The organism is Shimia sp. MIT1388 (assembly GCF_047124445.1).
Lineage (GTDB): Bacteria > Pseudomonadota > Alphaproteobacteria > Rhodobacterales > Rhodobacteraceae > Shimia.
On sequence record NZ_CP138921.1, the window covers coordinates 1,225,142 to 1,239,452 of the forward strand.

Here is a 14,311-nt window from a genome sequence, read left to right on the forward strand (position 1 = left end):
TTATGTGAACAGGAAGTTCCTGGGATCAGCCACCTGTGCCAACGACAGCTCCCCTTGCAACAACATGCCGCCATGATCGCCCACATAGATCACAATGCCCTGCTCCACCTCGGAAATCGTCAGGTCATCAATCGAGGTGATGTCATCATAGTCCAAAGAGATCACATCGCGGCCCGGCTCAAAGTCTGTGATGATGTCGCCATCCATCATGTCTTCCAGCTCAAAGGCAAAGGTGTCCGCGCCGTTGTAGCCGGTCATAGTATCGCGACCGCTACCACCTTTCAGGGTGTCGCTGCCTTGGCCTCCATTCATGCTGTCGTTGTCGTCGCCACCACGCAGCACATCATCGCCTTCGTTGCCCAAAAGCGTGTCGGCACCCTGATTGCCAGAGATGCTGTCATTGCCTTCGCCGCCTTTGAGGCTGTCGTCGCCTGCGTGGCCATAAAGCGCGTCATTGCCTTCATCGCCATAGACAAAGTCATCCTGTTTGCCGCCTTCTATGCGGTCATTGCCTTCCCCGCCACGTACTGTGTCAAACCCGCCATTGGCGATGATGTTGTCATTGCCCTCGATGCCCAAAATGGAGTCATTGCCGTTGTCGGTGACAATTTCATCATCCCCGGAGGTGCCAACAACCTGACGCCCTTCCTCTGCAGGCGGTGGAGGATTGTCGCCAAATTCGAAAACCAGCTGCACCATCTCATAGGGGTTCAATGACAGATTGAGATCCGCCCCATCAACATCAACATCGGTCACAGTGGCGCGCACGTCATATTCGTTGAAATAATAAGGCTCCCCATCAATGATAGTGCTTTCCGCCTGCACATATTCACCGTTGTCGCGATACACCCCGTCAGAACTGTCAGCGGACCGGTCATATCCCACCTTCACGCCATAGGCGTTCTCATACCCAGAAACCAGGCTGGACAGATCCAGATCAAGGTCCACCGCCTCTCCGGTCCGCGAGGCCACCTGCACCACAACCTTGCCATCCTCCTGATAGGCCTGAATCTCCATACGACCGTCGTCATTAGAGAAATTGGTCTCCAGAAGTTGCATACCCACCATTTCCGAAGACATCACATCAAAGGTCGCGCCGCGCACTGAGTTTACAACCCAGCCATCCTCATTCAGGATTGGCATATCCGAGCGGGTGCCGGCCAGCATCGAAGTGGTATTGTGCACCACCGGCCAGCCATGCGCGGCATCTGTGCCCCAGCTGACCATATACTCCATCATTTCCGGCAGAATACCGGACGAGCGGATACCGTTCTGCTCCAGATTGGTGGTCCGGATATTCCATTCCGTCACATGCAGATCGAGCTCTTTGTCAAAGTCGGCTTCCCAAATGGCGTAGTCATTGGGAATAAATCCCTGCTCGTTGCCGTTACCGGTGAACTCATCATAGTCGCGACGGTAGTAATAATGTTCCACCACACCATCAATCGCCTCCCGCGCTTCCTCTGACAACAGGTCAATGATGTGTTGGTTGGCATCATCGCGACGCTCGCCAAACGGGCGATCATCCACAGACTCGTGATATTCACTGCCCTCATTTGGTGTGGCCATCTGCACAATAATGCTCGGCTGATCGTCCTCAGACACCCCGGCCCGCTCCATGCCTTCGGCCAAAGCCCGCGCGGCAATATCGGCTTTGGTGCCATAAGAGGTCTCGCCAATGGCCCAATACTCGTTACCAATCTCGATCGCTTCGATCTGATCGGCATAGTCAGTGACCATAATCTCGGCAAAGCGGGCAATGTCGTCGTACTTGTCCTCATATTCTTCAATGGAATAGAGCTTGGTCGCGATCACCATGGTGACTTTTACGTCGGTGCCGTTGTCATGCGCCGCAATTGCCGCATCCAGCGCATTGCGCACCTCTTCGCGCAGCACCATCTCGCCGTCTTCATTTTCCTCCAGCTCAATCACATTGAGCCAGTCGATGCCTTCATTCTCGCCATCCAGCGAGTCGCCCTGACCGGCCGGGAAGCGGAAGTTCACGATATCCAACGCCCGCGCACCTTCCACATAGTTCTCCAGCGGCACGCCCATATCCGTGTTCACGCTGAACACCGCATTGGCGCCAAACATCTCTTGGGAAACATACATGCCAGTGCCCGACGAGCTTTGCAGCGTCATGGAAATTTGCGTGGCATCATTGCCGCCACTGGTCGGGGCCACAGTGGTGGTCGGAGACGGGTTGAAATTGCCAATCCACAGGGTGTGATCCACGATCAAATTGGCATCAATCCCGTGCATCACCGCCATCATCCGGCCGTCATATTCCAGGATTGCATCGGTGCCGTTTTCATCCTGATAAATCACGAGATTGTCCGCCACATCCTCCGCGCTCAGCGGCGTGCCATCCGGCCCCAAAAGCGTCAGGAATTCCACTTCCTGATTAGCGGTAGAGAACTGATACCCATAGATTTCCACCGGTGCCATGCCGTCCTCGGTGGGCACATAGATGTCATAGGCATCCCGCCCTTCCTGGCCGGCAAGAATATCGCCCCCATCCGCTGTAAAGTGATCATTCCCGGCACCACCAAGGGCAATGTCCTGCCCTTCAGCTCCAGTCACACTGTCCACAGTGTTGATCACGTCGTCGCCTTCCCCGCCATCCAACGTGTCGCCCCCAAGACCGCCAATCAGCGTGTCATCGCCCAAGCCGCCATGCATGTCGTCGTTGCGGACAACGTCTCCGGCATCGCCGGTCAACAGATCGTCCCCATCCAGACGCCCCGTCAACTCTGGTGAGAAGTTCCCAAGCCAATTTGAGTCGGACCGGAAGTCCTGGGCTTCATACCCTTCAATCACCACAACCAACTGATCATTGAAGAAAATATTGACTCCAGTGCCGTCCTCATTGTCTTCAAGCCGACCGCCATTCTCAAGGAGATCGTAGCTTGGGATCAACTCGCCGTTCTCGTCCAATAAGGACAAAAGATCCGTGGCCAGTTCGGCGCCTGGTGGATGAAACAACTGGAAATCCGTGATGGTGACAGGCGCACCACCGCCCACAACAACGCCAAAACGGTTCACGCCCTCCCCGCCGGTCAGGATGTCGCCATCATCGCCAACCAACCGATCGTTTCCGATGCCGCCCAAAAGGGTATCTGGCGCCCCATCTTCGGACTCTTCATCCAGCCCGATCAGCAGATCATCCCCCTGATCGCCGCGCAAGTAGTCAACCCCGCCACCGGAAACCAGCACGTCATCACCGGGTGAGCCTATCAACGTATCATCACCGGCATTGCCAAACAGGAAGTCGTCCCCCTTGCCGCCCTTGACCAGATCATTGCCGTCGTTACCACTGATCACGTCCACGCCGTGCCGGCCAAGCACAACATCGTCGCCCGCATCGCCGTCGATCAGATCATTGCCGTGGCCACCATCCAGACGATCGTTCCCCCCCGCGCCCGACATCGTGTCGTCGCGCTCGGTGCCCATCAGCGTGTCATCGTCCTCAGTTCCAGAGATCTCTTCACCGGGATTGGCCGCAAGCGGCTCATCTGCGGACGTTGCATCACTCCATCCAAGATCAACAAGAATGTCTTCAATGTCGCGCACCACATCTCCAACGGAGTCGCCCGGCGCATCCCCCGTGGTATCCCCACCGGTCACGGTGTCATCACGGGTGTCCGGAGTGCCATCCCCCCCGCCATCGCCGCTGCCGTCCCCGCCCGATCCGGTAGAGCCATCAACAGTGGCCGCAGCCACGCCAGCCAACAAAGGCAATAAAACGCTCAAAAAAAACATAGACTGCCCCCACAGGATTTGTCGGTAATTGAAAAAGTAGTCGGAGATAGTGCCAGCCCCTCCAGCCTATCGCCAAAATTGTGCGGTGGTTAAGAAAAATTTTATACGAACTGTTTCCATATCCGGAACAGTTGCGCACCAAGGGCGCGTTTTCAGCACCAAACGGCTAAAATCACATCTCCGCGATCCTGAGCCGGCTCCTCAAATCCACCGACGAATCCGAAGAGGCCAGCGAGCATTTGCGCGCTTCTGCGAACAAATCGAACATAGACAGAATCGCAAATCTGACGCAATTTCGTGACAGACCTTCTCACTTCCGCTAAGTTAGCGTTTGCATTTTCACAATATTTTGCAATTACTTAAAGCCACACAGCGCCGACACTCGAGCCATCTACTAAATTATTAGTTGACTGAAAAAAGCGCATTTGACACCTTTAGGCATCCGGTCTGCTAGGCTGGTCTACAAACATTTGGGAGGACAAGATGCGGAAGTATCTTATCTCCGCCGTCGCGGCGTCTGCCGTGATTGCGGGTACACAATCGCTTTATGCCGACGAAGCGGCAGCCAAGCGCTGGATCGACGCAGAGTTCCAGCCGTCTTCGCTGTCCAAAGACGAGCAGATGAGCGAAATGCAGTGGTTCATCTCCGCTGCACAGCCCTATGCGGGCATGGAAATCAACGTGCTGTCGGAAGGCATTCCGACCCACGGCTATGAGGCCGAAGTTCTGACCAAGGCCTTTGAAGAAATCACCGGCATCAAGGTCAACCACCAGATCCTCGGCGAGGGCGAAGTGGTTCAGGCTGTTCAGACACAGATGCAGACCAAGCGGAACCTCTATGACGGCTACGTCAACGACTCCGACCTGATCGGCACGCACTCCCGCCTGCAGTTGGCTTACAACCTGACCGACATGATGGCAGGCGAATGGTCCGGCACCACCTCACCGACTCTGGATCTGGATGACTTCATGGGCACCCAGTTCACCACCGGCCCGGATGGGGATCTGTATCAGCTGCCAGACCAACAGTTCGCAAACCTCTACTGGTTCCGCAAAGACTGGTTTGACCGCGAAGACCTGCAAGACGCCTTCAAAGCCAAATACGGCTATGACCTGGGCGTGCCAGTCAACTGGTCTGCTTATGAGGACATCGCAGAGTTCTTCTCCAAAGACGTGAAGAACATCGACGGCGTCGACATCTACGGCCACATGGACTACGGCAAACGCGCCCCTGACCTTGGCTGGCGTATGACCGACGCATGGCTCTCCATGGCGGGCGCAGGCTCCAAAGGCGAACCAAACGGTGTTCCGATCGACGAATGGGGCATCCGCATGGAAGAAGGCTCCTGTAACCCGGCTGGCGCATCCGTCACCCGCGGTGGTGCCGCCAACGGTCCAGCCGCGGTCTACGCGATCCGCAAATGGGACGAATGGCTGCGCAACTACGCCCCTCCCGGTGCGGCGTCTTACGACTTCTACCAGTCACTGCCAGCCCTGGCACAAGGCAACGTGGCCCAGCAAATCTTCTGGTACACCGCCTTTACCGCAGACATGGTGAAGCCTCAGTCTGAAGGCAACAACACCGTGGACGGCGACGGCAACCCACTGTGGCGTATGGCACCAAGCCCACACGGCCCATATTGGGAAGAAGGCCAGAAGGTTGGCTATCAGGACGTGGGCTCCTGGACCTTCCTGAAGTCCACCCCATCGGACCGCGCACAAGCCGCATGGCTCTACGCTCAGTTCGTGACTTCCAAAACGGTTGACGTAAAGAAGTCCCACGTGGGTCTGACCTTCATCCGTGACAGCTCTGTGAACCACGAAAGCTTCACCGAGCGCGCCCCGAAACTGGGTGGTCTGGTGGAATTCTACCGCTCGCCTGATCGTGTGGCATGGTCCCCAACCGGCGTGAACGTGCCGGATTATCCGAAGCTGGCGCAAATCTGGTGGCAGCAGATCGGTGACGTGAACTCCGGTGCCTTTACACCGCAGGAAGCGATGGACCGTCTCGCCGAAGAAATGGACATCACCATGGCCCGTATGCAGCGCGCAGACGAAGCCCAGAATGTCTACGGCGGCTGCGGCCCACGTCTGAACGAAGAGAAAGACGCAGAGTGGTGGTTTGCCAACGGCGGCGCGAAGCCAAAGCTGGACAACGAAAAGCCACAGGGCGAGACCGTCAACTACGACGACCTCGTAGCCCGCTGGAGCTCTAACTAAAAGCTGTCGCGCAAATTTGGGGAGCGGGCATTCGCTCCCCAAACAAGCGGCAACTTAAAGTTCCTCCAGACCATTCACTCCCCGTGAAATTGGTCGAACTGGCCGGGGCTTACCCTCTAAGCCCCGGCCAACTTGCCCAACTCCCCACCCACTCGGGTCCCTCCTCCACAGGGCGACACAAGGATCAAAAGGTGCATCCATGGCACTGGAAATAAAGAATATTACGAAGGTCGTGCAGGGTGTGACACACATCAAACCCACGACCCTCACGTTGAGAAAAGGCCACTTCAACGTGCTGCTGGGCGAAACCGGCGCTGGCAAAACTTCTCTGATCAAGATGATGGCCGGGCTTGACCCGATCGCCTCCGGTCAGATCCTCATGGAGGGCGAAGACGTCACCGCCCTCACCACCCAAAAACGCAAGATCAGCCTCGTGCACCAGTTCTTTGTGAACTACCCGCACATGACAGTGTTTGAGAACATCGCCTCACCTTTGAAGGTTGCAGGCATGGCCAAATCCGAGATCAACGACCGCGTGGCCGAGGCCGCAGATATTCTGCAACTTGGCCCGATGCTGCACCGCCGTCCGCATGAGCTTTCCGGCGGCCAGCAACAGCGCTGCGCCCTCGCCCGTGCCATCGCCAAGGAAAGCCGCGCTGTATTCCTGGACGAGCCGTTGGCCAACCTCGACTACAAACTGCGCGAAGAACTGCGCGAGCAGTTGCCCGAACTCTTTGCCGGTCGCGGTGCCGTGGTGGTCTACGCCACCTCCGAGCCTGAAGAAGCCCTACTGCTTGGTGGCGAAACCGCACTCATGGTCGATGGCTCCGTGGCCCAATTTGGCCCCACCGCCGACATCTACCGCGCCCCGGCATCTTTGACCGCAGCGCGCGTGTTCTCCGACCCACCCATCAACCATGCCCCGGTCACCAAACGCGGCGACGCCATGCATCTCGGCAATCTCAGCTGGACCGCGTCTGGCGAGGCCGCTGGCCTGACCGATGGCGATTACATTATGGCCGTGCGCCCGCACCACGTGCTGCCCCATGCGCACGACGGCTCTGACGTGTCCTTGACCGGCCATGTGGGTGTGACCGAACTCTCCGGCTCCGAAAGCTCGGCCCACTTTGAGTTTGCCGGCAACAGCTGGGTCAGCCTCGCCCATGGCACCCACCCCTACCGGATTGGCGAAGATCACAACTTCTTCCTTGATCCAACCACCTGCTTCTACTTCGCGCCCGACGGCGCCCGCGTCGGCTAAAGGGCACAGATCAATGGCGAAAATTACACTCAAAAACCTGCGGCACAGCTACTTCCCGGACCCCAAAGTCCCGCAAGACTATGCCCTCAAAGAAGTCGATCTGGATTGGCAGGACGGCGGCGCATACGCTCTGCTTGGCCCGTCTGGCTGTGGCAAGTCCACGCTTCTCAATATCATCTCCGGCCTCTTGGAGCCGTCCGAAGGACAAATCCTGTTTGACGGCCAAGACGTCACAAAACTGCCCCCGGATCAGCGCGACATCGCGCAGGTGTTCCAGTTCCCGGTGATCTACGACACCATGACCGTGCGCCAGAACCTCGCGTTCCCACTCAAGAACCGTGGCGTAGATCCCGCGATCATCGAAAAGCGCGTGGCCGAGATTGCCGAGATGCTTGAGGTCACCGACATTTTGGACCGCAAAGCCGCTGGCCTGTCGCCTGACAACAAACAGAAAATCTCCATGGGCCGCGGCCTCGTGCGCGATGACGTGAACGTCGTGATGTTTGACGAACCACTCACCGTGATCGACCCCCACCTTAAGTGGAAGCTGCGCACCAAACTCAAAGAGCTGCATCAGCGTGTCTCTCACACGATGATCTACGTAACCCACGACCAGACCGAAGCACTCACCTTCGCCGATCAGGTGGTGGTCATGCAGCTTGGCGAAGTTGTGCAGATCGGCACGCCCGAAGAGCTGTTTGAACGCCCCGCGCATACCTTCGTCGGCCATTTCATCGGCTCGCCCGGCATGAACGTGCTGCCCGCCGAAGTCAAAGACGGTCAGGCGATCTTCAATGGCCAACCCGTGACCCTCGAAGGCCCCATCGCAGCAGGTACCAGCGGCACGTTGGAAATCGGCATTCGTCCGGAGTTTGTGTCCCTTGGCGACAGCGGCATCGCTGGCACCGTCAAACGTGTCGCAGACGTCGGCCGCCACGCCGTGGTCGAGGTCTCCGTTGGCGACAGCAAAGTTGCCGCCATCATCAATGACACCCCGCCCGCCATGGGCGACACCGTGCATCTGCAGTTCACGCCGCATCAAACCCGGCTCTACGCCGACGGCTGGATTGCCACCACGCCCGCTCAAAAGGAGAGCGCCGCATGAAAACCGAAAACCAAAAAGCCTGGTTCTTTGTGCTCCCGGTGCTGATCCTCGTGGCGTTCAACGCCATCATCCCGATGATGACTGTCGTCAACTACTCGGTGCAGGAAACCTTCGGCGACAACCTGTTCTTCTGGGAAGGCCTCACCTGGTTTGAACAGATCCTGCGCTCCGAACGTTTCCACGCCGCATTGGGACGTCAGTTCTTCTTCACCTTCATGATCCTCATCATCGAAGTCCCCCTCGGCATCGCCATTGCCCTCGCCATGCCGCGCAAAGGCTTCTGGGTGCCGGTCTGCCTCGTGCTCATGGCGCTGCCCATGCTGATCCCGTGGAACGTGGTGGGCGCGATGTGGAACATCTTCGCCCTGCCAGACATTGGTCTGCTGGGCTACTTCCTGAACCACGTGCTGGGCATCAACTACGACATGACACAGGACCCTGTTGCGGCCTGGATCACCATCATCACCATGGATGTGTGGCACTGGACCTCACTGGTGGTACTGCTGGCCTACGCGGGTCTCGTCTCGATCCCCGATGCCTATTATCAGGCGGCCAAGATCGACGGCGCCTCCAACTGGTCGGTGTTCCGTTACATCCAACTGCCCAAGATGAAGAACGTTCTGACCATCGCCATCCTTCTGCGCTTCATGGACAGCTTCAACATCTACACGGAACCCTTCGTGCTCACCGGCGGTGGTCCCGGCAACTCGACAACCCTGCTCTCGATCGATCTGGTGAAAATCGCTTTGGGTCAGTTTGACCTCGGCCCCGCCGCCGCGATGAGCCTCATCTACTTCGCAATCACCCTCTTTGTGTCCTGGCTGTTCTACACGCTCATGACCAAAGACGACCTGAACTAAGAAAGGACAGGACAATGCGCAAACGTTCTCTTGTCCCCATCCTCTACATCCTGTTCCTGATGCTGCCGATCTACTGGCTGGTGGCGATGAGCTTCAAAACCACCAACGAGATCCTCTCCGGGTTTTCGCTCTTCCCACAGACCTTCACGCTGGAGGCCTACATCACGATCTTCACCGATCCGACGTGGTATTGGGGCTACATCAACTCGATCATCTACGTGTCGCTGAACACGGTGATCTCCATCGCCGTGGCCTTGCCAGCGGCCTACGCCTTCTCCCGCTACCGTTTCCTGGGTGACAAACAGCTGTTCTTCTGGCTGCTGACCAACCGCATGGCCCCGGCGGCCGTGTTCGCTCTACCCTTCTTTCAGCTCTACTCCGCTGTGGGCCTGTTTGACACGCACCTCGCAGTGGCGCTTGCGCACTGCCTCTTCAACATCCCGCTCGCCGTGTGGATCTTGGAAGGCTTCATGGGCGGCGTCCCAAAGGAACTGGATGAAACCGCCTATGTGGATGGGTATTCCTTCCCACGTTTCTTCCTGACGATCTTCATCCCAACGATCAAAGCCGGTGTGGGTGTGGCTGCCTTCTTCTGCTTCATGTTCTCATGGGTGGAGTTGCTCTTGGCCAAAACCCTTACCGCGGTGGCCGCCAAACCCATCGCCGCCACGATGACCAAAACCGCCTCTTCTGCGGGATATGAGCTGGGCCTGCTGGCCGCCGCCGGCACGCTCACCATCATCCCAGGTGCCATCGTGATCTATTTTGTCCGCAACTACATCGCGAAGGGCTTCGCGATGGGGAGAGTTTGATATGCTAAGCTGGATGGCATGGACCTGGCCCACGGCCGCAATTTTCATCTGCCTGTTCTCCACAATTGGCCTGCTGATTGTTCTTGAGATCAAATACCCCGGCGGAGCTGAGCGCAAAGGCGCGCTTGGCCTTGTCACAACCCGCGGCGACCGGCTGTTCCTCACTTGCTTGGGCGGCAGCTTCATCTTCCTTGCCTGGCTCGGCCTGATGGGCGAACCGCTTTGGTGGCCGCTAGGACTGGCAATTGCTTGGGGAACCTTCTGCTTCTGGAAGGTCTGACCTCAACGTCAAACTACCGTCAAAGGGCAGCGCAAAACACGGCGCTGCCCTTTCTGCTTGGGCAAGAGCCGCACCACCTGTTCCGAACTGCACGTTTGGATGCCTCCGGCGGGGATATTTAGGGCAAGAAGAAGCAGAGGCGCATCTGCTTCTCCTTCGTGAAATACCTCGGGGGAGTCGCCCTCGGCGACGGGGGCAGCGCCCCCAAACCTTAAGCGCTAGCAACCTTCTTTAATGTGCTTGCGATCCGGTACAACGCACCTCCGCAAAACAGCCGCGATACCGACGCAATACCGATGTGGATTTTTAAGGTTAACGGCCCCGCCGCAGCGCTCTGCGACGGGGCCGTTTCATTGAGAACCTGACGGGTTTACCAGTTGCGCTGCGCCAGTGTGTTGAGCTCGTTCAAACGGTCCAGATTGGCCACCGTGCTGAGCATAATCCGCTCGTGGCTCCAGTCCTCCGGCTCGGTCAAAGACACCGCGCCAAGCAACACCACACCAGCCATCAACACCGACATGCCAGCGCCCAAAACCAGGGCTTCTTTGGCGGGATCATCCTGATCCCGCGCGATTTCAACAATCCGATCTTTCAACATAGAGCGACGTGACAAGAAAGGGATTTTGCGCCCCACCAGAGGCACGCCAAAGGCCGCGGGTTGCGCCTTGGCCTGCGACTGCGAAAACCGCGCAATCTCCAAAAGCCGCAACGCATAGCCATGCGCATCAAAGCCCTTGCGCGCCAGATAGGCCCGGTCACAGGCCAGCTCACCCAACTTACGCAAGCGGCTGGAAAGAAACCAAAAACCGGGATTGAGCACTGCCAGAGGAGAGATCAATGAGAGTAACACCTCAGCATCCACATCGCCTTGGCGGATGTGCTGCATTTCATGGCCCAGTGCCATCTCGACACCCGCCCCATCGCGGAACAACGACGTCGGCAGCACCACATAATAGCGCAAGAAGCCACGCGTCGAGAACGGCACCTCCACCGCTGGCGATACCACCACGGACACCCACTTCGTGCGCTGCACCACGCGGCCCGCGTTGATCGCTCGGCGAATACGCCCGATGTTGATCGACAGGTATATACCGCGCACCACAAAACCGGCCGCAAAAGCCGCAATCAGCCCTTGCGCCACAATCGATCCGCCGGTGGACATCTGATCCAGCCACTGCGTCTTCATCGCCAACAGCGCCGACATTTCTTGCGCAGACAAGGCAATATTGCCGTTAAGCACCTGAGACACCACAACATCTGTGGCGTTCACAGAAGCTGCATAAGATGTCGTCATCAGATACGGCGTCACCACAGGCACCACCGCCAAGGAGGCGATCGCGGCCATGCCCAATCGTCGTCGCGTTGAAAAACTGCGCCGCCCGCCGGTCAGCACAAAAAGGCCCTCAAAGATGGCAAAAACAATCGCGGCTAACAGGATCAGTAGCTGAACCCAGATCGCCCCCCCTACGATTTGATCAACCGTCATCCTTTCTGATCCTTGTGTCGATGATCTCTTTGATTTCCTGGATCATTTCGTCTGTCAGGTCCTCATTATCCACCAGTCGCGCCACCAGCGCCGTCGGGGTTCCTCCAAACAAGGTTTTAGACAGATTTTTCAGGCTGCGACCTTCATAGTCGCGCTTCTGAACGGCAGGGGTATACACCAGTGCCCGGTCCTTGCGGTCCGAGGTCACAAACCCCTTGTCGTCTAGAATTTTCATCACGGTAGCGACAGACGTATAAGCGCGCTGCTGATCGTCTTTCAGCGCCCCCATAATATCGCGCACAGACCCTGTGCCGATCTCCCAAAGGGCGATCATAAATTCCAGCTCAACATCCGTGAGCATCTCACTGCGTCGACGTGCCAACGTGGCCACTCCGTGTTTGATTACTAGAAAATTAGTACTGCATCCCACGGAGCAAACAAAGCAAAATTTGCACCGTACCACCACAAAGGATGCTCGCCCTGTTCAGACTTCTTTCAACCTCTTTGTCTAATCAGGGAAAAACAACAGTTCAGAGGTCCAGAATGGGCGCACTCAATGTTCAACGCACGCTGGCCGACGCCAAGCGTTTGGAAAAGTCTGGCGAGCTACGTACGGCCCGCGCCCTATATCGCACCCTGCTGAACCAATTTCCCAAAAACGCACGCGCAAAATCCGCGCTTTCCACCCTAGAAGGCAGCCACCCAAGTTTGGCTCAGCCGCCAAAAGACCTGAAGCAGCAGATCCTTAATCTGTTTCATGCCAGCCAATTTCCGGATCTGTCACCGGTGCTGGCAATGGCCGTGGCGGAATATCCCTCCTCCGCGTTTCTGTGGAATCTGAGGGGCATGACAGCAAAAGCTCTGGGCGATATCGCAACTGCTGAGACCGCGTTTCGAAAGGTAACCATTCTGGCCCCACAAAGCCCAGATGGCTTTATCAACCTTGGCGCCTTGTTGCGCGGCATGGGCCAAGTTGAGGCCGCCCTGAAAACCTATCGGCAAGGCCAGTCTGTCGCGCCGGAGAACCCGGCTCTCTGGAAAAATCTCGGCAACTTGCTGGGTGACCTGGAAGCCATCGCCGATGCGGACGCCGCCTATCACCGCTGCCTGGAACTGGCCCCTGAAACCCACGACGCAGCCTGGAGCCTCTTGGAGCTTTATGAAAAGCGCAACAGGCTCACGGACCTGGAGGCCCGCTTAACGACGGTCTCAACCCTCGCGCCCACTGCCACGGATGCCTTGGCTCATTTCACCGCGTTCCTGCACTTCCGCACCAAAAACTACACAGCCGCCGAACAGGCTGCCCACGACGTGGATGTGTCGAAACTGCACCCCGACAAGCAAACCTCCCATCTTTGGCTTCAGGCCGCCATTGCAGACAAGCTTGGCAACACGCAGGACGCCTTCACGCGGTTCACCGCTATGAACACTGCCGCGGCCAAGGCCCATCCCGCCTTTGTCGCGGATGTGCCAGCCTATCTGGAGACACAACGGACCAAGGCCGATAGCACCTCAGCGGCAATTCCGGCGCCAGCGCCAGACGCAGCAAAAAACACTCAATCCCCGACCTTCCTCGTCGGCTTCCCGCGGTCCGGCACAACGCTGTTGGACACCTGTTTGCGCGGGCACCCAGAGATTGCCGTAATGGAAGAGATCGAGATCATCGCGGAACTGGCCAAGGACTTTCCTGAAATCCTGGACTGGACGCCCACAAAGACTCTGACGCCACCACAACAAAGCGCTTTGCAGTCGGCCTATTGGCAAATCGCCAACCGGTATCTGGACACCCCCACATCAAGTGTTGTTATCGACAAAATGCCGCTCAATCTGCTGAACCTACACCTGCTGCACAGCATCTTTCCCACCGCCAAATTTATCCTCGCCCTACGCCACCCATTGGACTGCGTCCTGAGCTGCTTTATGCAGAATTTCAAACTCAACCTGCCCATGGCCGCCATGCTCTCAACCGAAACCGCTGCCGAGTTGTATGATGCCGGAATGCAGCAGTTTCACCGCGCCGCGGACACGTATGGGCTTGCGGTACATCGCCACAAATACGAAACGTTGATCGATGCGCCGGAAGACACGCTGCGCACGCTCCTATCTTTCCTGAACCTTCCGTGGGACAACAGCGTTTTGGACAATGTCGGCACCGCCACGACACGCGGACGCATCAACACACCAAGTTACGCGCAGGTCAGCCAACCTCTGTATGCCACATCCAAAGAACGCTGGCGCCAATACGAAACAGAGTTGTCCCCCTGCAAAGAACGTTTACGGCATTGGATTACGCACTACGGGTACGCACTTTAGGTTTCAACCATAACCCGCTGAAAAACCAGAAAGTATATCAAATTTTTCTGAGAAGGTACCATGGTGCGGGTGAAGGGACTTGAACCCCCACGCCTCGCGGCGCCAGAACCTAAAACTAGCGAAAATCACATTATATCAACGACTTAAGCGTAGATTTTCACAAGACAAACGGCGAACAAAGAGGGAAGATGTGAAACGGATTTGCGAACTCC

10 protein-coding genes are annotated in these 14,311 nt (G+C 57.2%); 7 read left to right on the top strand and 3 right to left on the bottom strand.

The genetic code is table 11. The annotated features are described in order from the left end of the window. Window positions 1-3,762: a calcium-binding protein gene (locus SIB92_RS05995; RefSeq protein ID WP_412554945.1), complete on the bottom strand. Its 3,762-nt coding sequence runs from the start codon at window positions 3,760-3,762 to the stop codon at window positions 1-3. Between the two features lie 483 nt (window positions 3,763-4,245). On the opposite strand from SIB92_RS05995, the gene SIB92_RS06000 reads away from it, so the two are divergent. From SIB92_RS06000 to SIB92_RS06025, 6 genes are all read left to right on the top strand, one after another. Further along, complete coding sequence (locus tag SIB92_RS06000; protein WP_412554946.1) at window positions 4,246-5,982, top strand: extracellular solute-binding protein; 1,737 nt, start codon at window positions 4,246-4,248, stop codon at window positions 5,980-5,982. Window positions 5,983-6,181: 199 nt separating this feature from the next. After that, window positions 6,182-7,243 carry an ABC transporter ATP-binding protein gene (locus SIB92_RS06005; RefSeq protein ID WP_412554947.1) on the top strand — a complete coding sequence of 354 codons (1,062 nt, stop codon included), beginning with the start codon at window positions 6,182-6,184 and terminating at the stop codon, window positions 7,241-7,243. A 13-nt stretch (window positions 7,244-7,256) separates the two neighbouring features. Continuing rightward, entirely contained in the window at window positions 7,257-8,348 is a 1,092-nt protein-coding gene (locus SIB92_RS06010) for an ABC transporter ATP-binding protein (protein WP_412554948.1), read from the top strand. After that, window positions 8,345-9,208 carry a carbohydrate ABC transporter permease gene (locus SIB92_RS06015; protein WP_294114547.1) on the top strand — a complete coding sequence of 288 codons (864 nt, stop codon included), beginning with the start codon at window positions 8,345-8,347 and terminating at the stop codon, window positions 9,206-9,208. The genes SIB92_RS06010 and SIB92_RS06015 overlap by 4 nt, the downstream gene beginning before the upstream one ends. A gap of 14 nt (window positions 9,209-9,222) precedes the next feature. Next, window positions 9,223-10,020: a carbohydrate ABC transporter permease gene (locus tag SIB92_RS06020; protein ID WP_295176129.1), complete on the top strand. Its 798-nt coding sequence runs from the start codon at window positions 9,223-9,225 to the stop codon at window positions 10,018-10,020. A 1-nt stretch (window position 10,021) separates the two neighbouring features. Then, the gene (locus SIB92_RS06025) at window positions 10,022-10,300 is read left to right on the top strand and encodes a DUF2160 domain-containing protein (RefSeq protein WP_412554949.1); all 279 of its coding nucleotides are present in this window, start codon (window positions 10,022-10,024) and stop codon (window positions 10,298-10,300) included. 370 nt (window positions 10,301-10,670) lie between these two features. On the opposite strand, the gene SIB92_RS06030 is transcribed toward SIB92_RS06025, so the two are convergent. Next, window positions 10,671-11,786 carry a M56 family metallopeptidase gene (locus SIB92_RS06030; RefSeq protein ID WP_412554950.1) on the bottom strand — a complete coding sequence of 372 codons (1,116 nt, stop codon included), beginning with the start codon at window positions 11,784-11,786 and terminating at the stop codon, window positions 10,671-10,673. Further along, window positions 11,776-12,147, bottom strand: coding sequence for a BlaI/MecI/CopY family transcriptional regulator (locus tag SIB92_RS06035; protein ID WP_412554951.1), 372 nt, complete (start codon window positions 12,145-12,147; stop codon window positions 11,776-11,778). Before SIB92_RS06035 ends, SIB92_RS06030 begins: the two co-directional genes overlap by 11 nt. 182 nt (window positions 12,148-12,329) lie before the next feature. Between SIB92_RS06035 and SIB92_RS06040 the strand changes: the two genes are divergently transcribed. Further along, window positions 12,330-14,099: a sulfotransferase gene (locus SIB92_RS06040; RefSeq protein WP_412554952.1), complete on the top strand. Its 1,770-nt coding sequence runs from the start codon at window positions 12,330-12,332 to the stop codon at window positions 14,097-14,099. Window positions 14,100-14,311 lie beyond the last annotated feature (212 nt).

What these genes read in the sequence shown, in the direction of transcription:
- SIB92_RS06010 (WP_412554948.1), top strand. Translation starts at nt 7,257, where the DNA reads ATGGCGAAAATTACACTCAAAAACCTGCGGCACAGCTACTTCCCGGAC.
- SIB92_RS06030 (WP_412554950.1), bottom strand. Translation starts at nt 11,786, where the DNA reads ATGACGGTTGATCAAATCGTAGGGGGGGCGATCTGGGTTCAGCTACTG.
- SIB92_RS06040 (WP_412554952.1), top strand. Translation starts at nt 12,330, where the DNA reads ATGGGCGCACTCAATGTTCAACGCACGCTGGCCGACGCCAAGCGTTTG.
- SIB92_RS06025 (WP_412554949.1), top strand. Translation starts at nt 10,022, where the DNA reads ATGCTAAGCTGGATGGCATGGACCTGGCCCACGGCCGCAATTTTCATC.
- SIB92_RS06015 (WP_294114547.1), top strand. Translation starts at nt 8,345, where the DNA reads ATGAAAACCGAAAACCAAAAAGCCTGGTTCTTTGTGCTCCCGGTGCTG.
- SIB92_RS06005 (WP_412554947.1), top strand. Translation starts at nt 6,182, where the DNA reads ATGGCACTGGAAATAAAGAATATTACGAAGGTCGTGCAGGGTGTGACA.
- SIB92_RS06000 (WP_412554946.1), top strand. Translation starts at nt 4,246, where the DNA reads ATGCGGAAGTATCTTATCTCCGCCGTCGCGGCGTCTGCCGTGATTGCG.
- SIB92_RS06035 (WP_412554951.1), bottom strand. Translation starts at nt 12,147, where the DNA reads ATGCTCACGGATGTTGAGCTGGAATTTATGATCGCCCTTTGGGAGATC.
- SIB92_RS05995 (WP_412554945.1), bottom strand. Translation starts at nt 3,762, where the DNA reads ATGTTTTTTTTGAGCGTTTTATTGCCTTTGTTGGCTGGCGTGGCTGCG.
- SIB92_RS06020 (WP_295176129.1), top strand. Translation starts at nt 9,223, where the DNA reads ATGCGCAAACGTTCTCTTGTCCCCATCCTCTACATCCTGTTCCTGATG.